At 71.0% G+C, this 21,357-nt stretch carries 20 protein-coding genes and 3 pseudogenes; 10 read left to right on the forward strand and 13 right to left on the reverse strand.

Annotated elements, in window-relative coordinates:
• From E2651_RS17740 to E2651_RS17765, 7 genes and pseudogenes are all read right to left on the reverse strand, one after another.
• The coding region (locus E2651_RS17740; RefSeq protein ID WP_135332129.1) for a MerR family transcriptional regulator at nt 1-808 on the reverse strand (808 nt) is incomplete at its 3' end.
• On the reverse strand, nt 805-1,530 hold the full coding sequence (locus E2651_RS44670) for a helix-turn-helix domain-containing protein (protein ID WP_245238943.1): 726 nt from the start codon (nt 1,528-1,530) through the stop codon (nt 805-807). The genes E2651_RS44670 and E2651_RS17740, both read right to left, overlap by 4 nt.
• Nucleotides 1,531-1,582: 52 nt before the next feature.
• Nucleotides 1,583-3,481: a DUF2264 domain-containing protein gene (locus tag E2651_RS17750; RefSeq protein WP_135332130.1), complete on the reverse strand. Its 1,899-nt coding sequence runs from the start codon at nt 3,479-3,481 to the stop codon at nt 1,583-1,585.
• Complete coding sequence (locus E2651_RS17755) at nt 3,478-4,494, reverse strand: hydroxyacid dehydrogenase (protein WP_135332131.1); 1,017 nt, start codon at nt 4,492-4,494, stop codon at nt 3,478-3,480. The genes E2651_RS17750 and E2651_RS17755 overlap by 4 nt, the downstream gene beginning before the upstream one ends.
• Nucleotides 4,495-4,530: 36 nt before the next feature.
• A pseudogene (locus E2651_RS45315) lies at nt 4,531-4,669 on the reverse strand (carbohydrate ABC transporter permease); the annotation flags it as partial.
• Nucleotides 4,658-4,807, reverse strand: a pseudogene (locus E2651_RS45320) (sugar ABC transporter substrate-binding protein); the annotation flags it as partial. The pseudogenes E2651_RS45320 and E2651_RS45315, both read right to left, overlap by 12 nt.
• Nucleotides 4,808-4,898: 91 nt before the next feature.
• Nucleotides 4,899-5,993, reverse strand: coding sequence for a substrate-binding domain-containing protein (locus E2651_RS17765; protein WP_135332132.1), 1,095 nt, complete (start codon nt 5,991-5,993; stop codon nt 4,899-4,901).
• Nucleotides 5,994-6,219: 226 nt separating this feature from the next.
• Between E2651_RS17765 and E2651_RS17770 the strand changes: the two genes are divergently transcribed.
• Nucleotides 6,220-6,582: a hypothetical protein gene (locus tag E2651_RS17770; RefSeq protein WP_135332133.1), complete on the forward strand. Its 363-nt coding sequence runs from the start codon at nt 6,220-6,222 to the stop codon at nt 6,580-6,582.
• Here E2651_RS17770 and E2651_RS17775 read toward each other — a convergent pair.
• The gene (locus E2651_RS17775) at nt 6,569-8,074 is read right to left on the reverse strand and encodes a membrane-associated oxidoreductase (protein ID WP_135332134.1); all 1,506 of its coding nucleotides are present in this window, start codon (nt 8,072-8,074) and stop codon (nt 6,569-6,571) included. The two genes, E2651_RS17770 and E2651_RS17775, sit on opposite strands and share 14 nt — an antisense overlap.
• A 134-nt stretch (nt 8,075-8,208) precedes the next feature.
• On the opposite strand from E2651_RS17775, the gene rpmF reads away from it, so the two are divergent.
• Both rpmF and E2651_RS17785 read left to right on the forward strand, forming a co-directional pair.
• Complete coding sequence (gene rpmF, locus E2651_RS17780) at nt 8,209-8,379, forward strand: 50S ribosomal protein L32 (RefSeq protein ID WP_135332135.1); 171 nt, start codon at nt 8,209-8,211, stop codon at nt 8,377-8,379.
• A 4-nt stretch (nt 8,380-8,383) separates the two neighbouring features.
• Complete coding sequence (locus E2651_RS17785; protein ID WP_135332136.1) at nt 8,384-9,580, forward strand: GTP-binding protein; 1,197 nt, start codon at nt 8,384-8,386, stop codon at nt 9,578-9,580.
• Here the strand turns inward: E2651_RS17785 and E2651_RS17790 are convergent.
• Both E2651_RS17790 and E2651_RS17795 read right to left on the reverse strand, forming a co-directional pair.
• Nucleotides 9,569-9,805 (reverse strand): hypothetical protein, encoded by a 237-nt coding sequence (locus E2651_RS17790; RefSeq protein ID WP_135332137.1) that lies wholly within the window; start codon nt 9,803-9,805, stop codon nt 9,569-9,571. The two genes, E2651_RS17785 and E2651_RS17790, sit on opposite strands and share 12 nt — an antisense overlap.
• Before the next feature lie 7 nt (nt 9,806-9,812).
• Entirely contained in the window at nt 9,813-10,484 is a 672-nt protein-coding gene (locus E2651_RS17795; protein ID WP_135332138.1) for a TNT domain-containing protein, read from the reverse strand.
• A gap of 577 nt (nt 10,485-11,061) precedes the next feature.
• Here E2651_RS17795 and E2651_RS17805 point away from each other — a divergent pair.
• Nucleotides 11,062-12,069 (forward strand): helix-turn-helix transcriptional regulator, encoded by a 1,008-nt coding sequence (locus E2651_RS17805; RefSeq protein WP_135332140.1) that lies wholly within the window; start codon nt 11,062-11,064, stop codon nt 12,067-12,069.
• A gap of 116 nt (nt 12,070-12,185) precedes the next feature.
• Here the strand turns inward: E2651_RS17805 and E2651_RS17810 are convergent, their stop codons facing one another.
• A complete protein-coding gene (locus E2651_RS17810) occupies nt 12,186-12,560 on the reverse strand; it encodes an STAS domain-containing protein (RefSeq protein WP_135332141.1) in 375 nt (124 codons plus the stop codon).
• Nucleotides 12,561-12,804: 244 nt separating this feature from the next.
• Nucleotides 12,805-13,116, reverse strand: a pseudogene (locus E2651_RS17815) (nitrate reductase); the annotation flags it as partial.
• 4 nt (nt 13,117-13,120) lie between these two features.
• On the opposite strand from E2651_RS17815, the gene E2651_RS17820 reads away from it, so the two are divergent.
• Nucleotides 13,121-14,092: a lactonase family protein gene (locus E2651_RS17820; RefSeq protein WP_135332142.1), complete on the forward strand. Its 972-nt coding sequence runs from the start codon at nt 13,121-13,123 to the stop codon at nt 14,090-14,092.
• On the opposite strand, the gene E2651_RS17825 is transcribed toward E2651_RS17820, so the two are convergent.
• Nucleotides 14,089-14,772 (reverse strand): hypothetical protein, encoded by a 684-nt coding sequence (locus tag E2651_RS17825; RefSeq protein ID WP_135332143.1) that lies wholly within the window; start codon nt 14,770-14,772, stop codon nt 14,089-14,091. The two genes, E2651_RS17820 and E2651_RS17825, sit on opposite strands and share 4 nt — an antisense overlap.
• 289 nt (nt 14,773-15,061) lie before the next feature.
• Here E2651_RS17825 and E2651_RS17830 point away from each other — a divergent pair, with 289 nt between their 5' ends.
• The 5 genes from E2651_RS17830 (at nt 15,062) to E2651_RS17850 (ending at nt 21,337) form a co-directional block, all read left to right on the forward strand.
• A complete protein-coding gene (locus E2651_RS17830) occupies nt 15,062-16,915 on the forward strand; it encodes a hypothetical protein (RefSeq protein ID WP_135332144.1) in 1,854 nt (617 codons plus the stop codon).
• Between the two features lie 44 nt (nt 16,916-16,959).
• Entirely contained in the window at nt 16,960-18,162 is a 1,203-nt protein-coding gene (locus E2651_RS17835) for an ROK family transcriptional regulator (protein ID WP_135332145.1), read from the forward strand.
• A gap of 69 nt (nt 18,163-18,231) precedes the next feature.
• Nucleotides 18,232-19,542, forward strand: coding sequence for an ABC transporter substrate-binding protein (locus E2651_RS17840; RefSeq protein WP_135332146.1), 1,311 nt, complete (start codon nt 18,232-18,234; stop codon nt 19,540-19,542).
• Nucleotides 19,539-20,516 (forward strand): sugar ABC transporter permease, encoded by a 978-nt coding sequence (locus E2651_RS17845; protein WP_209446173.1) that lies wholly within the window; start codon nt 19,539-19,541, stop codon nt 20,514-20,516. Before E2651_RS17840 ends, E2651_RS17845 begins: the two co-directional genes overlap by 4 nt.
• The gene (locus E2651_RS17850; RefSeq protein WP_135332147.1) at nt 20,513-21,337 is read left to right on the forward strand and encodes a carbohydrate ABC transporter permease; all 825 of its coding nucleotides are present in this window, start codon (nt 20,513-20,515) and stop codon (nt 21,335-21,337) included. Before E2651_RS17845 ends, E2651_RS17850 begins: the two co-directional genes overlap by 4 nt.
• Nucleotides 21,338-21,357: the final 20 nt, after the last annotated feature.

Here is a 21,357-nt window from a genome sequence, read left to right on the forward strand (position 1 = left end):
ACCCGACCCCACCCTCAACCTCAGGTTTAGCTTTACCTTGAAGGTTGGCTCGGGCATTGGCATGCACCGCGGCATGCAGGAACACCGCAAGGCCGGGACGCTGTCGGGAGGGCGGCACGACGAGGGCGAAGGCGCGCGGGTCCTCGGCGAAATCGTCGGCGACGCGGATGTGCATGTCGGGCGGGCACGGAGTGAACCAGCGGGAGATGTGTCGGCGGTGCTCCTCGGCCAGGGCCATCGCGCGCTCCCCATCGGCGGGCTCTCCCGCGTCGAACGCCGCGACGAGCCGCTCGCGCCACCGCGCCGCCTCGCCCATGAGCAGCGCCCAGTCCTCCTTGGAGTGGGCGGCGGCGCGGCTCATCGCCTCGCGGTGGCCGGCGCTGCCCTGCCACTTCAGCTCGGCCTCGGTGGCGTAACTCAGATCGAAGGTGATCTCCCCGAACACCTCGAACCGCTCCTGCGGGCTGAGCCGTACGCCGGTCTGCTGCACCTCCATCGCCCGCTCGGCGACCTCCACCAGGCGCCCCAGCTTGCCGATCTGCTCGACCAGCGCCTTGTGCCGGGCGCGCAGCTGGTCGAGGGCGTTGGCCTGCGGGTCCGCGAGGATCTCCGCGATCTCCTCCAGGGCGAAGCCGAGTTCGCGGTAGAAGAGGATCTGTTGGAGGCGGGCCAGGTCGGCCTCGCTGTAGAGCCGGTAGCCGCCGGAGGTGCGCTCGCTGGGTGTGAGCAGCCCGGCCCGGTCGTAATGGTGGAGGGTACGGACGGTCACCCCGGCGAACCCGGAGACCTGCCCCACGGTGTAACTCATGGACCTCGCCTTTCGTCGGGGTCCACCCTGCGGCCTGACGTGGCGTGAGGGTCAAGCAGGCCGGGCCGCAGCGAGCCCGGCGTGCGGCCCGCGAGCCTGCGGACGGTGCGGGTGAGGTGCGCCTGGTCCGCGAAGCCGGCGGCGGTGGCGGCCTCGGCGATGTCCGTACCGCCCTGGACGAGCGAGCCGACGGCGGTCCGCAGCCGCTCCCACTGCCGCAGGGTGCCGAGCGGGATGCCCACCTCCGTGCGGACCAGCGTGCGCAGCCGCGCCGGGGAGAGCCCGACGTCGGCGGCGACGGCGTCGAGCCGGGCGGCCCGGCCGCAGGTCAGGACCGCATGCCGTACGCGTGCGTCGACGGCGGTCGGCGGCCCGGCGAACACGGCCAGTTCGGCGCGCAGGGCCGCGCCGTCCAGCTGCGGCCCCAGCGCGTCGCGCAGCCTCCTCGTGCGCGCCGCGTCGAGCCGGCGCGGCCGCACGGCGTGGGCCGCGCCCGGCACGCGCCATGGTTCGAGGAAGACGGCGACGAAGCCCGACGAGGTGCCGCAGCCGTGCTCGAGGCCTGGCGGCACCAGCACCCCCGCCCCCGCGTCCGTCCCGACGCTGACGTGTCCGCCGGCCGGCAGAACGAGCTTCCAGGCGGGATGCCGGTGCCGGGTCACCTCGTACGGACGGGATTCGGCGAAGACGGAGATGCCGTGGCCGACGGTGAACATGCCCATGGTCCGCCAGTGTGCCCAACCGCCTGAACCATCAGCCCACCCCCCTGAACCGTCAGTCCACCGGAGCCTCGAGGTGTTCCACGGCGAGGGGTTCGAAGGAGATCCGTGTGGTGGCACCGTCGTCGGCCCACCGCACCTCAATCCCGTCGGTCGTCGCGTCCACCCCGGTGACCGCCTCCGCCAGGGGCGCGGGTTCCGCCTCCCCGGTGAGCAGCGCGAGGGCCGCGTAGAGGGACGTGCCCTCCGTGTCGGCGGTGAGGCGCGGCATGCGGGCCCACCGGGTGAACGCGGTGCCCTGGGGTGCGCGCTGCTCGTCCTGGGCGGTCCAGCCGTGCAGTGGATGGACCGCGGAGTGCAGGTTCTCCTCCGGCCCGGTCGCCCACCCCGTGTGCGTGACGCGGGCGCCGCGCGGTGCGCCGATGACGCGTTGGACGCGCAGTTCGTAGCACCCCTTCGCCACGGTGACACTCTCGACGCTCAGCCCCGGCACCATGGGCGGGCCGCTGACGAAGACAGGGGTGTGCCGGGATGCGGCCCAGCCCCAGTCCTCGCCGTTGTCGGCGCCGAGCGGCTCGATGCGACAGCGGGCGCTGCGTACGCCCGCCACTTCTACGGCGATGTGGTTGTCCGGGGTGTTGCCGCGCGCCGTGGGGCCTGTCCGGGTGGAGTAGGCGTGGCGGGCGTAGAGCGGGTCCTCGTGCGTGGCCGACTGCGCCTCGTGCGGGCGCGCGTGGTCGCTGCCGTGGTTGTGCAGCCGGACCACCCCGTCCGCGCGGGTGCTGTGCACCAGCAGGCCGGGTGCGGGCAGTGCGAGCACGCGGTCGCGGGTCTCGCTGGGCGCCGGTTCCTCGGTCGACGTCCAGAGGGGGTGGCCGGCCGGGGCGAGCAGGCAGACGAACGCCTTCGACGCCCAGTACGGCGACGCGGGCCCCGAGTAGTTCTGCAGGCTCGCCTCGTGGGGGCCGTGCCAGCCGAGGCTGAGCAGTCCGTCGCCGCCGACGGAGCCGCGGTCGAGGAAGTAGCGCAGCGATCCGCTCAGGAGGCGGCGCGAGGTGCCGGGGGTGAGCGGGGTGTGGCCGGTGACCGCGCCGAGGGCGACGGACGCCGCCGCGGCGAACCGGTAGGTCAGGGAGCGGCCGAAGTGGATCGGGGCGCCGTCGCCGCCGAAGAGGAGCCCGAAGCTCTCCAGGTGCTCGCGCAGACGGGGGCCGTGGACCTCCGACTGGCGCTTGTCGTCTGCCAGTTGGGCGTCGAGCGTCGGGTAGAGGTGCAGTGCCCAGCCGTTGTAGTGGTCGAAGGCGCGGCCGTCACCGTCGGCGTACCAGCCCTGCCCGCGATACCAAGACGCCAGGAGTTCCAGGGCCCGTTCGCGGACCCGGGCCGTCTCCGCGTCGCCGCGGCCCACCGACTCCAGGAAGCCGGCCACGGTGTAGGGGAAGAGGTACCAGTTGTTGGGTGCGGGGACGTGGCGGAGCGCGCCGCGCAGCCACTCCTCCGCACGGTCCTGTACGTCGCCGTCCAGGCGGTCCCACAGCCAGGGGCGGGTCAGGCGCAGGCCGAGCGCCACGGAAGCGGATTCGACCATGGGCTGGCCCTGGACGTGGTGGTCGAGGATGACGGGCCAGGACTCGGTGTCGTCACGGCCCGGTGTGCGGGTGCCCGCCGCGAGGCCCCGCGCGTACCGGTCGAGCCAGCCGTGCGAGTCCTTGCCCTCGGCGCCCGCCACCCGGAACGCGGCGGCGAGGAAGGTGCGGGCGTATCCCTCCAGGCCGTCCGACCGCACGCCCGACGCGGAGGGCCGTCCCGGCAGGTCGAGGAGGGCGCCGTGCGGTGTCGCCCACTGCCAGGCGGCGCCCAGGAGACCGTCGGCGGCGGCCTCCCAGTGCTCGCGTGTGTAGCCGGTGTGCGGGCTCAACTCCCGGTTCTCTTCGGGCAGTCCGGGGATGCTCATGCGAGGTAGGCCAGCCTTTCGCGTCGTACGGGATGGGCGAAGCCGTCGCCGGCGGCCCAGCGGCCGAGCTCGGCGACGGCGAGATCGGCGAGGCGGCCCCACTCGTTGCCCTGCGATCCTGCGAGATGCGGGGTGATGGTGACGTTGCCGCAGTCCCACAACGGGTGGTCGGGGGGCAGTACTTCGGGGTCGGTGACGTCGAGGACGGCCCGGATGCGGCCCGCCGTGGCGGCCTCGGTGAGGGCGTCCTGGTCGAGCACGGCGCCGCGGGCGGTGTTGATGAGTACGGCGTCGTGGCGCATCGCGGCGAGCAGGTCGTGGCCGACGAGACCGCGGGTGGCGGGCAGCAGCGGCGTGTGCACGCTGACGACGTCGCTGCTCGCGAAGAGTTCCGCGATGCCGACGGGCCGCACGCCGAGCGCCGCCGCCGCCTCGTCACTGACGTACGGGTCGTGCAGCAGCACCCGGAGGTCGTACGGCCGCAGGAGTTCGATCACCCGGCGCCCGATCAGCGAGGCGGAGAGGATGCCGACCGTGCGGCCGTAGTTGCCGATGTCCCCCGAGACGCCGAGCCAGTCGTCGCGGCGGCGGGTGGCGCCGAACTCGCGTGCCCGTTCGAGGACTTGCTTGCCGGTGAGCAGGATCATGGCGACGGTGTATTCGGCGACGGGCAGCGCGTTGGCCGCGGCGGCCGACGACACCTCGATGCCGCGCTCCCAGCACTCCTCGGTGATGTGCCCGCGTACCGACCCGGCGGTGTGCACGACGGCCCGCAGCCGGGGCGCAGCGGCGAGCGCGGCGGCGTCGAGGGGCGGGCAGCCCCAGCCGGTGACGAGGACCTCCACGTCCGCGAGCACCGAACCGGCCCGCCCGGTGGTGAAGTCGTCCAGGACGGTGTCCGGCACCAGATCGCAGACCTGGCCGAGCGCGGCCAGGGCGCCGGGGCCGAGCACGGCCGTCGCCGCGTCCGGCGCCATGGCGAGCGCGGTGTGCGGACGGTGGCTGCCGTTCATCAACACATTCCCTTTCACATGGCCCCTTCCTATGGCTCACTTGACCGAGCCCGCGGTCAGGCCCGACTTCCAGAAGCGCTGCAGCAGGATGAAGGCGAGGATCAGCGGCAGCACCGAGGCTGACGGGATACAGCTTCTCGTCCGAAAGCATCACCATGGGCAGGGCGGCGTTGCTGAGCTTGGCGTAGCCACCCATCGCCCCTGACGGGATCTGCTGGAACTCGACCTGGACGCGGTCGTGGGTCTTGTTGAACGCGTCGACCACTTCCTGGCTGCCGCGCAGCGCGGACCGGTGACTCGGTCGACCGGGCATGGGTGCCTCCCGCGGCTCTTGTTCGGGACACGGGAATCCTGATCGCGTGAACGATGCCGGTCAAGAGACCGATCAAAAGAAACTTAAGCGGTCAAACGATCGTACGGTGGGTGGCAGAGCCTCGGACCTTCAGTTCCGGAAGGAGCTCAACTCGCTGCGGGCGTCCGGCGCCTGACGCCTCCGCCTCGGCGAACCGGCGCAGCAGAAGCTGGGCCGCGACCCGTCCCACCTCGTGCTTCGGCGGGGACACCGCGGTCAGCGGGGTGCTGCCAAGGGCGGCCACCACATCGTCGTACGCCACCACCGAGCAGTCCTGCGGCACCCGCACGCCGCCGTCGATGAGCTGCGACACGAGCATCAGCGCGTCGACGTCGCCGTGCAGCACGGCGGCCGTGGCCCGGCGTTCGCGCAGCAGCGTCGCGAGGTCCAGGGGTTCACGCGAGCGGCCGGCGCCCGCGTCGCGGGCGCTGAGCACCACCGTCCAGTCCTCGATCTCCGTCCGGGAGGCGGCGATCTCGGCGAAGGCCGCGCGCAGCGCTCGGGCCGTCGGGCTGTCGTCGCGCGCGGCCAGGACGATCCGGCGATGGCCGAGCTGAATGAGGTGGTCGACGGCGAGATGGATGCCGAACCAGTGGTCCGTGCACACCGAGTCCATGGCGTGCAGCGCACTGCCGGCCCGTGGCCGCCGCTCCATCACCACCGTCGGCACACCGGCCCCGGCGAGCCAGGCGTAATCCGCCTCCTCCTCGGCCGCGGTACGCCAGCGCGGAGCGATGAGCAGCCCCCGGACCCTCTCGGCCAACACCCGCTCGACCAACGGCCGTTCGGCGCCTTCCACCTGCGGCGCGATGTGCAGCGCGACCCTCATCCCGGCCTCGTTCAAGGCGCCCCGCGCCCCGTGCATCATCTCGTACAGGTAGGTGTGCCGCTCGGGCACCATCAGCGCCACGGCCTCCCCGGACGCCACGGGTTCGGCGGTCGCCGTGCTCCGTTCCACCGGCCCGACCGAGCGCGCCACGCCATGGCCGCGCCGCAGTCGGCCCTCGCGGGACAGGTCCTCGACGTCGCGGCGCACGGTGATCACCGAGACCTCGAGATCGGCGGCGAGATCACTCAGCCGTGCCTCACCGCGCGACTCCACGACCGCGAGTATCCGCTGCCGCCTGACTTCCCTCGGCTCCCGCATGCTGCCGGCCCCCTCGCGACGTACCCGTCGGGTGTTCGTTTGAGCGTTTCCGCTGGAGGATATCGATCGTTGCCCCGTCCGCACCCGTGCGTCGCGCGTTCTGTTCATCACGCACGCGTTTCATCACGCACGCGTTTCATCACGCACGCGTTTCATCACGCACGCGTTTCATCACGCGCGCGTTCTGTTCAATACGCGGCCCCGCCCACGCCCCGATCATCGCCGCATGTCCGACTTCGCAGCCCTGGCCCTGGCGGCCTTCCTGACCGTCACGGCCGTCACGCACTTCCTGTTCCCCGGCTATTTCCGCTCCCTGGTCCCGCGGTGGCTCCCCTCCCCCGCGGCCCTCGTCACCGCCAGCGCGGTGGCCGAACTCGCCACGGCCGCCCTGCTGTTCATCCCCGCGACCCGCATGGCGGGCGGGTGGACGGCCGTCGCACTGCTGTCCGCGTTCCAGGTCTCACACCTCCACGCCGCGTTCCGCACCCGCGCGCGTACGGGATTTCTCAACAGCCCCTGGGGCGTGGCCGCCCGGCTGGCCGTGAACGCCGCCTACATCGGCTGGGCGCTCGCGGTCACTGCCGGCTGAGCGAACGCGTGATGCCCGCCGCGACCGTCGTCACCAGGACCCAGCCCGTGGCGATCAGCACATACGAGAGCCACTGATACCAGCCGTCCGGCGCGAACGCTGTCTCCTGCCCGAACCCGATGATCGGGAGCAGCAGGTCGAGGGTGTAGATGACGGGGTTGAAGTCGGGCGCCTCGTCGGACTTCAGCGGTCGCGGGTGCTCGAGGGCGAAGGCGAGCGCGCCGGTCACCAGGAGGACGAACAGCCACCCGGCGGCGCGCATCGGCCGGAAGCCGTAGCCGACGGTCACGTCCTGGAGGTGCCCCCAGATCCTGGCGTACGGGGGCAGGGTGCGGCGGTGGCGGCGGAGCTTGGCCAGTTGGACGGTACGGGCGGCGGACTCGTCCCCGACCGTGCGGTACGCGGTGGCCAACTGCTCGTAGCCCTGCGGGAGATACCCGCCCGCCTCACGCTCGAGCAGCGGCAGCCGCTGCTCGGCGGGCAGGTGCGGGGCGAGCCTCTGGTAGCTGAGCCCGTCGAGCTTGACCCGGTCGGGCCAGACCTCCGGAGGGACGTGCAGCAGGTCCAGCTGGGAGCGGCGCAGATTGACGGCGCCCTCGATCGGGGCGGCCTCCCGCAGCCACAGCTCGCCGACGACGCAGCTGCTGGCGCGCAGCGCCGACCCCTCGGGGTGGGAGAGGCGGGCGTAGGCGAGATTTATGTGGCGCGGGATTCTGGCGCCGCTGAGATTGACCGTGCCGTGGGCCCGCAGCCGCATGGCCCGCAGATCGGTGCCGACCGACAGGGTCTCGGCGTGCAGGGCGACATCGCCGGGGGCGCTCAGTTCGGCGTCGTCGAGGTTGACCTGGCCGCCGACGGTGGCGCCGTTAAGACGGATCTGGCCGTGCGCGACGAGGCCGACGGCCCATACGTCGGCGCCGATCTCGGCGTGGTTCAGCTGCAGCACCGCTTCGGCGTCCGGCGGGTCCGACGTGTCCCGCTCGGGCGGCTCACCGGGAAGGGGCGGCGTGCCCAGCTCCGCGCCGTTGGCGAAGAAGGCGCCGGTGATCTGCGCGCCCGCGAGCCGCACGGGGCCCGTGATCCGGCAGCAGGTGATGCGCAGGACCAGTTCGACCCTGAGGGTTCCCGCGGTCAGCCCCGGCAGGACCGAGTCGCTCAGGACCAGGGCTCGGACCTGGGCCCCGTACAGATTCGGCGTCTGCTCGAAGTGGCAGGACCGCAGCCGGACGGGGTGCTCGACCGTCCCGTACATGAGGTCGAGCCGCCCGGTGATCCGCGCGCCGGTCAGCTTCAGACCCGCTATCTCCCCGTCCCGCGTCGGGCCGTTGAGCAGCAGGGCCCGCAACACCTCGGCCCGCACGGTCCGTTCGGGACCCCACGAACCACCGGTCCGGGGGTCGTCCTCAGGGCTCTCACGGAAGTCGACGCCCTCACCGAGCGGGAACGCCTGCCAGACGCGGACCTCCGCCGGTGTCAAGTCCGTGATCTCCATCGTCGGGATGCTGTCGCGGGCGCGTTCGGGCTGTCAACTCCGCTCCCGGCCGCCGACGACGCATGCTAATTCGTAATGGGATCCATTTTCATATAGCCTCGATGCCGCACCACCGAGAAAGGACCCGAGAACCCATGGCCGTACCCAAGCGCAAGATGTCCCGCAGCAACACCCGCCACCGTCGCGCCCAGTGGAAGGCCAGCACCCCGCAGCTCGTGCCGGTCACCGTCGACGGCTCCGCCTACCTCGTTCCCCAGCGCCTCGCCAAGGCGTACGAGCGCGGCCTGCTGCGCCCCGAGGGCTGACGGGATGGCCGAGCGACTGCCGGTCACCGTCCTGTCCGGCTTCCTCGGCGCGGGCAAGACGACCCTCCTCAACCACGTCCTGGGCAACCGCGACGGGCTGCGCGTCGCGGTGATCGTCAATGACATGAGCGAGATCAACATCGACGCCGCCCTCGTGCGGGGCGGCGAGGCCGCGCTCTCGCGCACCGAGGAACGCCTCGTGGAGATGACCAACGGGTGCATCTGCTGCACCCTGCGCGACGATCTCCTCGAGGAGGTCGACCGCCTGGCGAGGGCCGGCCGGTTCGACTACCTCCTCATCGAGTCCAGCGGCATCTCCGAACCGATGCCGGTCGCCGCCACCTTCGAGTTCCCCCGCGACGACGGCGCCACCCTTGGTGATCTCGCCCGGCTCGACACGATGGTGACGGTCGTCGACGCCGCCAATTTCCTGCCGGAGCTGACGGGCGGCGACGGTCTGGCCGAGCGGGGGCTCGATCAGTACGAGGAGGACGAGCGCACCGTCAGCGATCTCCTGATGGACCAGATCGAGTTCGCGGACGTCATCGTCCTCAACAAGCTCGACCTGGTGGACGAGCAGGACGCCGAGCGGCTCACGGCCACCCTCGCGCGCCTCAATCCGCTCGCCCGCGTCGTGCCCGCCGTCCAGGGCCGGGTGGATCCCCAACTGGTCCTCGGCACCGGCCTGTTCGACCTGGAGCGGGCCCAGCAGGCTCCGGGGTGGGTGCGGGAGCTGAACGGGGACCATGTGCCGGAGACCGAGGAGTACGGCATTTCCAGCACCGTCTTCCGTGCCGAACTCCCCTTCCACCCCAAGCGGTTGTGGAACTTCGTCACGAAGGGACTGGACAGCGGGACCTTCGGCGACGTGCTGCGCTCCAAGGGCTTCTTCTGGCTCGCCAGCCGTCCGAACGTGACCGGATTGTGGTCACAGGCCGGGTCCGTCGCCCGCTTCGAGCCGTCCGCCGCGCGTGACGCGGAGGACTTCCAGGGGCAGGAATACGGGCAGCAACACGGGCAGGAACTGGTCTTCATCGGGACCGGGTTGCGGCCCGATGCGCTGCGCGCGGCGCTGACCGCCTGTCTCATGGCCGAGGGCGAGAGCCTTACGCCGCCCGGCCTCGACCCGTTCCCCGCCTGGGACACGTACGGCATCGATGACGCCTGCGAGCACGAGGCGCTCGCCGTCTCACACCAGTAGGCGCAGCAGCTGCGCGCAGGCCTCCGCCTCGTCCGTGTGCCGGGCGAGGGGATGATGCGCCCCGCGTTCGTACGTACCGGTCTCCCACGCCCCGCCGTCCTCGGTCCGCCGCAGGTAGACGAAGTCGGGGGGCGTGGGGGCCGGTTCGTGGACGCCCTCGATCCAGTAGTAGCCGTCGGCGACACCGGCCTCGCGCAGGGCGGCGGGCAGTCCACGGATGTCCATCGGCGTGCTAGCTGTCCGCGGGCTCGAGGTAGCTGTGCTCGAGGAGCCACTTCACGTTCAGGCGCTGCCCCTCGCCCGGGTCGAGGAACACCGCGTCAAGCTTGATCTGCCGGCCGTGGCCGGGCTGCTCGAACCAGGGGGCGATGCTGCCCTGCCAGACGACGAACGGCTTGCTCACCTCGTAGACGCGGTAGTCGCAGGCCACCGCGGCGTCACGGGTGTTGAGGTTCTGCGGGGGCAGTGCGCGCTTGGCGTACGCGTCGCCGGCCGGAGCCAGGAACGAGCCGTACTCCGAGCCGAAGCGGTCGAGCAGCTCACCCTCCTCCAGCTCCTCGGGGTGCTTGTCGACCTGGCCGTTGACCGTCTCGAAGCCGTCGTTCGGCGGGTACTTCCAGCTGCCCGAGTCCCCGGGGCCTTCCCAGTACTTCTTCAGGAACGACGACGGTGTCAGGTCACCCGTCCGCTTCCAGCCCTTGAGCAGCGGGCCGACCGGCTCCTGCCACTTCTTGGGCAGCCACTTCGGGCCGAGCCGCGCGTCCTTCTGGAACTCACCGGTGCAGGGCTCGTGCGGCTTCGACGCCACCGCGGCTTTCGGCTCCGCGGCCGCTGTCGCGGCAGGCGCCGCCGCCATGGCGGTCGCGACACCCAGTGCGGCAATAACGGTACGGATCCGGATCACAGAACTGCGGTCCACTCAGCAACTCCTCGCGTGTCCACGGGAAACGGGACGGGTACGGATTCGGGTACGAGTACGGATTCGGGTACGGGTACGGGTACGGGTACGAGTACGAGTACGGGAAACGAAAACAACTCGCACACCGTATCCGAGCAGTGGCTCTCCGTGGCCATCTTCCTCGGCGGCGAGCCGAAACCGGCCATACGCCCCTCGGCGCAGGTGATCGGTATACGGAGGTATACCGATGACCGGCCGCGACCGGCACTCGCCGATCGCCCCGCAGCCGCCGGAGCCGCCGGAGCCGCACGGCACCACGTTCCGGATGACCTCCTCGCCCGCCCTCCGCCTGTCTGGTTCGTAACCGCATCGGTGACTTCCGTGTCGTCCTCGAGTACGCCGTGCGCTCCGACGATCCCGAACTGGCGCTGCGCGGGCTCGCCGGGCCACCCGCCTGTGGACCCACTGGATCACGGCGGGTCGACTGCGGGAAGGCGAGCGCCGGCTGCGGGACGCACTGGCCTCAGTCGTACGCGACTGCCCCGAGCGGGTCGAGGCGCTGCACCGCCTGGGCTGGATCCAGATGTGCCTTGGCGAGTACGACATCTCCGAGTCGCGTGTCCTGGAGGCGCTCGCGACGGCCGAGCGGATCGGCGACGAGCGCGGCTGCGCGTACGCGATCCAGTACCGCGGCGCCCTCGCCATGGTCCGCCTCCAACTCCCCCAGGCACAACGCGACTTCGACGAGGCGCGGCGCCGCTTCCGGAAGCTGGGCGACCTGGACGGCCTGGTGATCGCCGCGTTCGAGCAGACCTTCGGCGCCGCTCTGGACGGCGACAGGGAGCACGCGTGGCGGGTGTCCGGGGAGGGCCTCGCCGTGCTGGACTCGGCGCCCGGGGAGTGCTGGACCCGCAGCTATTTGCTGCTCTACCGGCAGTTGGCGCTGTGGCAGGCGCGCAATCGCCCCGCCGACGCGGCCGCCGGGCTCATCGACGCGGCGGACGACCGTGCCGCAGAGCGCGAGCGGCTTGGCGAGGCACTGCGCCTCAAGCAGGCGGTCGACGATCAGTTGGGCACCGGGATCGCCCTGGAGCTGCTCGCCTGGTCGGCGGCCGAGTCCGGGCGCTGTGAGCACGCCGCGTGGCTGCTCGGCGCCGCCCGGACGATCTGGGACAGGATCGGCTGCTCCCTGTGCGGCATGGAGATCCTGCAGGCGGAGCAGTGGACGGCCGCCGCGGCGGCGCGTGCCGGGCTCGGCGACACGGCGTACGAGGATCTGCACGCGCGCTGGGCTTCGCTGAGCGGGGCGGCGGTGGTGGCGTACGCCGTGGAGGACAGGGACGGGCTCCCGGGGGCCGAAGGGGCCGCCGTGGCCAGGGAATCCACGGCCCCCCGAGGGCGGGCGCGGACGGCGCCGGGCGGGCTCACCCACCGGGAGCGGGAGGTGGCCGCGCTGGTCGCCGAGCGGCTGACCAACCGGGAGATCGCCGAGCGGCTCACCGTCTCGAAACGGACGGTGGACGCCCCTGTGGAGCAAATCCTGACGAAGTTGGGGCTCACTTCGCGGAGGCAGATCACGGGCCTCGAGTGAGCCCTCACCGCTGAGCCGCGGCCGGTGAGCCCTCACCGCTGAGCCGCGGCCGGTGAGCCCTCGCCGCTGAGCCTCGGCTGCGACCTCCCGGCCGTCGGCTGCCGCCCTCCCCCGCCTCACGCCGGGACGTCATCGTCGTCGGGAACCTCCAGTTCGGCGGGCAGGGCGTCCAGGACGGTGAAGCTGCGGTCGAGCCGGGTGAGGGCCATGACCCGCCAGACGCGCGGGGCGCTGCGGACGAGTCTCAGAGTCCGCCCGCCGGCGGCCGTTCGGTTCCTGATGCGCACAAGGAGCCGCAGGCCGCCGGCGTCCAGAAAGGTGACCTGACGCAGGTCCACCACCACGTCGGAGCCCGAGCGGTCGAGGAACTCCCTTAAACACGGCTCGAGTTCCTGATCCGCCCAGGCGTCCAGTTCACCGTGGAGTGTCAGAACGGTCAGCCCCTCCACCACACGATGCCGCAGCCCAAAACTCGGGTCGGATATGCCCATGGGCTACCCCCAATTTCCCTTCCCCGCATACGAAGAGTGACGGAACCGCAGTGGTACGGCGTATCCGACCGGTACCGAACGCCGCCGGGGTCCGGGGCTGCGTCGAGTATGGCACCTACATCTTGCCCGTTCAGATGCCATTCATACCTCGCCGTGACGCTGCGGGCCGCAAGTGGGGGCAACTTGGCGGCAATTCAATGACAGTAACTCTCCGTAGTTTCCTATCGGAAGTGGAGGCGGGCGCTCATGCCCGCGGCATCCCTCCGAGCCCGTGGCGGGTGCAGCGCGTCATGAGGACGTAGACCGCGGATGCCACCAACATGCCTGCGGGCAGGGCGAGATCGACGCCGCCCAGAGCGTCGGCGACCGGGCCGGTGTACGCGGTGTTCACACACAGGGCGGCCGCGGTGACACCGGCGGGGAGCGCCAGCGCACCCGACCAGTTGACGCCCGCGGTGAACCAGAAGGGGCTGCCGGGGGTCTCGTCCGTGAGCGCGATGCCGTCGTAGCGGTTGCGGCGCAGCACGATGTCCGTGGCGTAGGGGGCGCTGGTCGGTGCCATGCTCGGGCCGTACGACGACGCCACGGGACGCGTCACCGCCACCGGGACCCTGACCGGCGTACCGAACCCCTCCTACCTCTGCCTCCACCCCTCGGGCAGCACCCTGTACGCCGTCAACGAGCAGGAGCAGGGCGGCGTGACCGCGATCGCGCTCTCGCCCGCGGGTCCCGAAGTCCTCGGCTCGCGCGGCACCGGTGGCGCCGGGCCCTGCCATCTGTCCGTCCATCCGGGCGGGCGCTGGCTGCTCAGCGCCAACTATCTCTCCGGGAGCGTGGCGGTCCATCCTGTCCAACGCTCCGGCGCGCTGGGCGAGTTGACCGATGTGGTCACGCACTCCAGCCCTCCGCCCGGACCGGGGCAGGAGGGACCGCACGCCCATCAGATCGTGACGAGCCCGGACGGCGGGCACGTGCTCGCCGTCGATCTCGGCAACGACGCCGTTTACAGCTACCGCCTCGACACGAAGGCGGGCAAGCTGACGCAGGTCTCGTACGCCACGCTCCGTCCCGGCGCGGGGCCCCGGCACCTCACCTTCCACCCGTCGGGGCGGTTCGCCTATCTCGCCAACGAGGTGGACAACACCGTGGTCGTCTGCGCGTACGACCCCGCCAGTGGGCGACTGGTTCCGGGTGAGCCCCAGTCCACGGGCACGGGCGAAGGCACCAGCTATCCGGCGCAGTTGCTCGTCACGCGCGAGGGCACCTTCGCCTTCCTCGCCAATCGCGGGCACAACAGCCTGACCCGGTACGCGATCGAGGCGGGCGGCGCCCGGCTGCGGCTGCTCGACACGGTGGCCGTCGGCGGGGACTTCCCCCGGCACATCGCCTTCTCGCCGTCGCAGCGGCTGCTGTTCGCGGCGAACCAGAAGTCGAGTTCGGTGAGCGTCTTCCACGTGGGGCCGAACGGCCGACTGCGCCTGGCGGGCGAGCCGTTCGCGGCCCCGATCGCCGTGTGCGCGCTGCCGCTCTAGGGCGCGTACAGCTGGGAGGCGGAGGGTGTGCGCGCCCGCTGCCGGTCGGGCGTGGTGTAGGCGAAGTTCAGTACGGTACGGCGGACGCCGGGTCGGCTCAGTGCGGTGACACGGTGGGCGGTGGTGTCGGCCCGCAGGAGGTAGCCGTCGCCGCGCCGGTGGTGGGCGTGGGCGGCGGTGTCAGTGGCGTCCAGGGCGTCCAGGGCGTCGAGGGCGCTGGTGCGGGCGGCGTAGTGCAGCAGGCCGCCGTCGGCCGGGTCGGCGGGGGCCTCGATGAACAGCACCAGGGCCAGGGGGTAGTCGTCGGTGTGGGCGCCATGGGTGTCGCCGGGCCGGTGCAGGATGTTCAGGACGTGCCGCTCAAGGGGGTCGGCGACCTCGACCGCGGGCAGGGCGGCGACCCGGCCGAGCCAGGCCAGGAGCTCCTGGTCGCGGTACAGGTCCGGGACCAGGGTGGACTCCTCGTCGATGGTGTGCCCGCCGAGGGTGGTCATGTGGCGGGGCGAGTCGTCCATCGACGCCATGGCGAAGTCCCGGCGCACGGCGAGCTTTTCCAGCCGCTGCACCTCCCGCGTCAGGTCTTCAAGGAGACTGGGCGGGATGAGCGAGGGCAACCGGAGATAGCCGTCGGCGGCGAAGTGGTCACTGAGCGGCGGGGTGTACGGGGGTAAGGAGAGCACCGTGTGGACCTACCCCGGCGCCTGGCGGGACAACCGCACCGCACCCTCGGACACCGCGCGGCGGAGACAGCCTCTTTTTCTTCTGGACAGCAAGGAATTGAGCCCACGACCTGCATCAACTGGCCGCCTAATGGCCCCCTTTGAGGCCCGCAATCCCCCAACTCCCTCTGTCACGGTTGAATAACGCGCTGTTTTCTTGCTTGACGCACCAAAAACGCGAGGGACACACTCCCGTCATCCGCAGGCAACCGGGGCATCCGCCCCGGCCCTCACGACGGACGGAGACACCATGGCGATCTCCAGACGAGCCCTCATCACCAGTGCGGGAGCCGCCGCGACGGGTGCGGTGCTCGCTTCCGCGTCCCCCGGCCACGCCACCTCCACCTCCACCTCCACTTCTGCCTCCACCTCCCTCACCCTGCCCATCGCGAGCCGCAACAGCGTCTACACCCGCTCCGGCGCGGGCCCGCTGTACTGGAACATCTACGGCTGGGCGTTCCCGCACAACGCCCCCATCCCCGAGGCCGAGTGGCAGGCCAACATCGACTGGCTCGCGAAGGACTTCGCCCCGCACGGCTACCAAATGGCCTGCACGGACGGCTGGATCGAGAACTCCTCGCGCACCGACGCGCACGGCTACATCACCAGCTACAACGACGACTGGCAGCACGACTGGGCGTACTGGGCCGCCTACTTGAAGTCCCGTCAGATGACGCTCGGCGTCTACTACAACCCGCTGTGGGTGCACCGGGCCGCGGTCACCGACACCTCGAAGACGGTGGCCGGGCGCCCCGACATCAAGATCGCCGACATTGTCACCCCGGGCGACTTCTTCGCCGGCGGCATCGGCGGCGACACCCTGTACTGGGTGGATGTGACCAAGGACGGCGCCAAGGAGTACGTACAGGGGTACGTCGAGTACTTCAAGCGCCTCGAGGTGCCGTATCTGCGGATCGACTTCCTGTCCTGGTACGAGAACGGCCAGGACGCGGGCCTCGGGACCGTCGGCGTCGCCCACGGCAGGGAGAACTACGAGACCGCGCTGCGCTGGATGCACGAGGCGGCGGGCGAGGAGATCGAACTCTCCCTCGTCATGCCGCACCTCTTCGACCACGCGGCGGCCGAGGTCAAGTACGGCGATCTCGTGCGCATCAACTCCGATGCGGACAAGGGAGGTTGGGAGCGGCTGAGCGGGGGCCGCCAGGAGTGGCAGAACGCGTGGTCGCAGTGGCACAACCCGTTCCTGGGGTTCACCGGTTTCGCCGACCGGTCCGGACGCGGGCAGCTCATCCTCGACGGCGACTTCCTGATGGCGAACACCTTCGCCGATGACGACGAGCGCCGGACCATGGTCAGCCTGATGACCGTCGCCGGATCGCCGCTCGCCATTTCCGACCTGCACAGCAACATCGCCGGACACGGCTGGGTGTACACCAACCCCGAGGTGCTCGACCTCCACCGGCAGGGCCTGGTGGGCAAGCCCTACTTCCACAACGGCACCTCGTACGCCGAAGACCCAACGAGCCGCGACAGCGAGCGTTGGGCGGGTCAACTGCCCGACGGCAGCTGGGCGGTGGCCCTGTTCAACCGCTCCGACGCCCCCGCAACCCGCTCCCTGGAGCTGTCCGCGCTCGGCATCACCGGCTCGGCCCGTGTGCGTGACCTCTGGCAGCACAAGGACCTCGGCCGGCTGAGCAAGGTCGGTGCCGAACTGCCCGCGCACGGCACCCTGTTGGTCAAGGTCACGCCCGACGACCGCACCCGCTATCAGGCCGCGTTCGCCGCGTGGGGCGGTGGCGCCGGGTTCGGCAACACCGTCGCGGGACACCAGGCGATGGGGTACGCGACCATCGGCGCGGACGGCGCTTCGGTCACCTTCGCCGTCCGGGCCCGGCGCGCCGGAACGTACCGGATCGGTCTGCGGTACGCCGCCGAGAGCGCCGCCTCCCTCACCCTCGGCGCGGAGCGGCCCGACCACACACCGGCGGGCGCGGCGCGGACCATCGACTTCCCTGCCACCAACGGGACTTGGGCCTCGCTCAACGGCAGCATCGAGCTCGCCGCGGGCGAGAACCTGCTGACCGTCGCGCGGGGCCCCGGCGACTCGGGGACGATCTTCCTCAACAGCGTCACGGCGCGCTGATCTCCCCGCTACATTCGAACGCACGGCATACGGAGGTACGGGCGATGAGCCCAGCACGGATCCCCTTCTCGGATCTCATCGGCGAGCAGACCCGCGCGGAGATCTTCGCGACGGTGCTCACCGCCGGGCCCATCTCCCGTACCGGCCTGGCCCAGCGCCTCGGCCTCGCCGCGTCCAGCGTGACCCGCATGCTGCCGCCGCTGCTCGAGCACGACTACCTGCGCGAGACCGACGCCGCCCCGCAGGGCCGCGGCCGTCCCCAGCGGATGCTCCAGGTCAACCCGGACAAGCACCTCGTCGTCGGCATCAAGATCGGGCCCGCGCAGGTGTCCGCCGTGGTCACCGACATGGCGGCCCGCGTGCTTGCCCGCGCCGAGCGGCCGATCGCCGACTGCACACCGCGGACCGCGCTGACCGCGGCGGCGGAGCTGACCACCGAGCTCCTCGCCCAGGCGCCCCCGGCCGCCGAGGGCCCCGAAGCCGCCGACCGGGTGCTCGGGATCGGGGTCGGGGTCAGCGGGCACGTGGACTCCACCGCGGGGATCTGCCGCTACTCCGCGCTCCTCGACTGGCAGAAGGTCGATGTCGCGGGCCCGCTGTCCCAGGCGACCGGGCTGCCGGTCGTGGTGAACAATGACGTCAACACCCTTGTGGTGGCCGAGCGTTGGTTCGGCGAGGGGCGCGACGTCGACTCCTTCGCCGTCGTCACCGTCGGTCCGGGCATCGGCTGCGGACTGCTGCTCGACGGCACGCTGTACGCCGGTGCCAGCGGCATGGCGGGCGAGCTCGGTCATCTGCCGCTCGACCCGAACGGGCCGATGTGCAGCTGCGGGCGGCGCGGCTGCCTCGAAGCCCTGGCCGCTGACCGTGCCGTCCTGCGCCACATCCAGGACGCGGGCCCGGCCGACTGCCCCGACATCGGCGCGGCCGTCCATCTTGCCCGGCACGGCAGCGCAGGCGGCCGGGCGGTGGCGGCCGCGGCGTTCGCCGAGGCGGGCACCGCGCTCGGCCGTGGGCTTGCCGGGGTCTGCAACCTCCTCAACCTCCAGAAGATCATCATCGCGGGCGAGGGCGCGGCGGCGTACGACCTGTTCGGCCCCGCCATGACCGCGGCCCTCGACGCCCACGCCTTCTCCGACGCCGCCCGTGACTGCGCGATCCACGTCGATCCGGCCCATCACGACCTGTGGGCCCGGGGCGCCGCCTGCCTCGTCATCCGTGACGCGGTCCGGGCGCCCATCTCGTAACCCCTCTCAGGTCCGCACCCCTTCACCTCCCTTCACCCCTCCTGCTCTCTCCTCACGCTAGGAGCCGTCATGCGCATGTCCGCGCGCCGAGCAGCCATCGCGCTCGGCACCGCCACCGTCCTGCTCGCCGCGAGCGCCTGTTCCTCCGGCGAAGACTCGGTCGACGAGAAGAAGCCCGTCGGGGCCGCCAAGGGCACCATCACCTGGTACGCGATGGACTTCGGCACCGACAATCTGCCGCAGAAGCTCGTCGACGCCTTCGAGAAGTCGCACCCCGACATCCGGGTCGAACTCAAGCCCGCCCCGTCCAACTCCGACACCGTGCGGGCCACGCTGACCACCGAGATCTCCGGCGGGTCCTCCGACATCGACGTCTACAACGGTGACGTGGTGTGGCCCGCGCAGTTCGGCGACGCCGAACTCGCCCTGCCGCTCGACGACTACGTACCCAAGAGCTACTGGAAGTCGTTCGCCGAGGGGCGCGCCGACGGCACCGTGCACGACGGCAGGCATCTGGCGGCCCCGCTCTTCACCGACGAGGGCTTTCTCTTCTACCGCAAGGACCTCCTCGCCCGGCACAAGCTGCCGGTCCCCAAGACCTGGGAGGAGCTGGCCGCGACCGCCGCCGAGCTCCAGAAGTCGGGGGACGTGAAGTACGGCTACTCCGCCCAGTGGGCCAACTACGAAGGCCTCACGGCGGATTGGGCCGAGCTGTCCGCGTCGGCGGGCGGCAGCAGCGTCAGTTCGGACGGCAAGAAGTCGACCATCGACTCGGCGGCCAACCGCAAGGCGCTCACGTACATGAGGAAGCTCGTCGACGACGGGGTCGCCCCCAAGGCGATGCTCTCCTTCCAGGAGGCGCAGTCCCTGCAGGCCTTCACCAGTGGGCAGGCCGCCTTCCACCGCAACTGGGGGTACGCCTGGGGCGAGTCGGAGAATCCGAAGGTCTCCAAGGTCAAGGGCAAGGTGGGCATGGTCGCCCTGCCCACCTTCAAGGGCCGCCCTTCGCCCGGCGCGTCGAACATCGGCGGCTGGAACATGATGGTCAACCCGCACTCGAAGAAGCTGGGCGCGAGCCTGGAGTTCATCAAGTGGATGACGGGCACCGAGGGCCAGACCATCCTCGCGGAGAACTCGATGATCCCGGTGTCGGCGAAGGTACTCGGCGACAAGGAACTCACCGCGGGGCAGCCCGTGTTGAAGGCGGCGGCCACCACCCGGCTGGTGTCCCGGCCCGCGAACACCCCGAAGTACGCCCGCGTCAGCAAGGCCGTCTACAGCAGCCTGAACGCCGCCCTGTCCGGTTCCACCTCCGTCCCGGCCGCACTGAAGAAGGCCGACGGCGAGATCGGTGACGCGCTGGCGGGCAGCGGGCTGTGACGAGCACAAGCGCGCCCCCGGCCGCCGCACCCGTGAAGGTCGGTGCGCTCACCACACCCCCGCCGCGCAAGGGCCGTTCGGCCCGTGACCGGCGGCTGTCCCGACTGGGCTGGGGCTTCGCGTCGCCTGCCCTGTTCGTCGTCCTCGCCGTCACCGTCTTTCCCATCGTCTTCTCGCTCGCGATGAGCTTCTCGGAGGTGAAGGTCTCCGGCTCCGGCTTCCGGCTCGGGGCGTTCACCGGCGACAACTACGCCGAACTGCTCACCTCCGAACGGTGGCGCCAGGCCCTGCTGTTCACCGTTCTCTACACGCTCGGCACCGTCTTCGTGGAGGTCGTGCTCGGCACGCTCATCGCGCTGGTCCTCGAGCGGCTCAGCGGCGGGCGTGGCTGGATGATGGCGCTGCTTCTGCTGCCCTGGGCGATGATCACCGTGGTCTCCGCCCAGTTGTGGGCCTACGTCTACAACGGCGTGTACGGCGCGTTCTCCGTCGCGTACGAAGCCGTGACGGGCAGCGAGATGAACGTCCTCGGGACGTCCGTCCCGGCGATCGCGGCGATGAGCGTCGCCGACATCTGGAAGACCACGCCGTTCGTGGCGATCATCGTCCTCGCGGGGCTCGTGATGCTGCCCGACGACGTCACCGAGGCGGCCCGCGTGGACGGCGCGGGCGCGTGGACCGTGTGGTGGCGGATCCGGCTTCCGCTCCTTCGCCCCACCCTGGCCATCGCGGTCCTGTTCCGCATCCTGCAGGCGTTCGGCATCTTCGACCTGCCGTTCGTGCTGACCGGCGGCGGTCCCGGCAACTCCACCGAATCCCTGGCCCTGTTGGGATGGCAGGTCATGTTCCAGAACCTCAGCTTCGGTCCTGGCGCCGCGGTCGCCGCCTCGACGGCGGGGCTCGTCCTCGTCGGCTGTCTGGTGTTCCTCAAGGCGTTCCGTACGCAGGTGGGCGAGAGCGAGGACAACCGATGAGGCGGTTTCAGGTCACCTGGGTGCACGGCGCGGCCCTGCTCATCGCGCTGTTCGTCGCCGCACCGCTGTACTGGATGTTCGCCGGGTCGGTGAAGTCGCGCGGCGAGATCGCGGCGAACCCGCCCACCCTGTGGCCGCGGAAGCCGACGGGCGACAACTACGACGAGGCCTTCGACCGCTACAACTTCGGTACGTACATGGTGAATTCGGTGGTGGTGGCCGTACTCGCCACCATCGTCGTCCTGGCCCTCGCCGTGTTCGCCGGCTACGCGCTGGCCCGGCTTCCGGTCCGGGGCAAGGCGCCGATCATGGTGACGCTCCTGATGATCTCGCTGTTCCCGGCCATCGCGCTCGCCGCACCGCTGTATCTGCTGATGCGCGAGATCGGCTGGCTCAACAGCTATCAGGGCCTGATCCTCGTGTACGTCGCGCTGAACGTGCCGTTCGCGATCTGGATTCTGCGCAACTACTTCCTGGGCATTCCCAAGGAGATGGAGGAGGTGGCGTGGATGGACGGCGCGTCGCCGGTGCGCACGGTCGTGTCGGTGATCCTGCCGCAGGCCAGGCCCGGCATGTTCACCGCGGGCGTGTTCACGTTCACCGCGTGCTGGACGGAGTTCCTCATCGCCGTCACGCTGAACAGCGCCGACTCCTTCCGGACGATTCCGGTCGGCATGGCGCTCTTCGGCGACCAGTACGACGTCCCGTACGGCACGATCTTCGCTGCCGCGTCCGTGTCCGTCCTGCCCGTCGCCCTGCTGGTCCTGGTCTTCCGGCGAGCCGTCGTCTCCGGGCTGACCTCCGGCGCCGTCAAGGGCTGAGCCGCTTCAGCCGCGCCGCA

Source organism: Streptomyces sp. MZ04 (genome assembly GCF_004684775.1).
Lineage (GTDB): Bacteria > Actinomycetota > Actinomycetes > Streptomycetales > Streptomycetaceae > Streptomyces.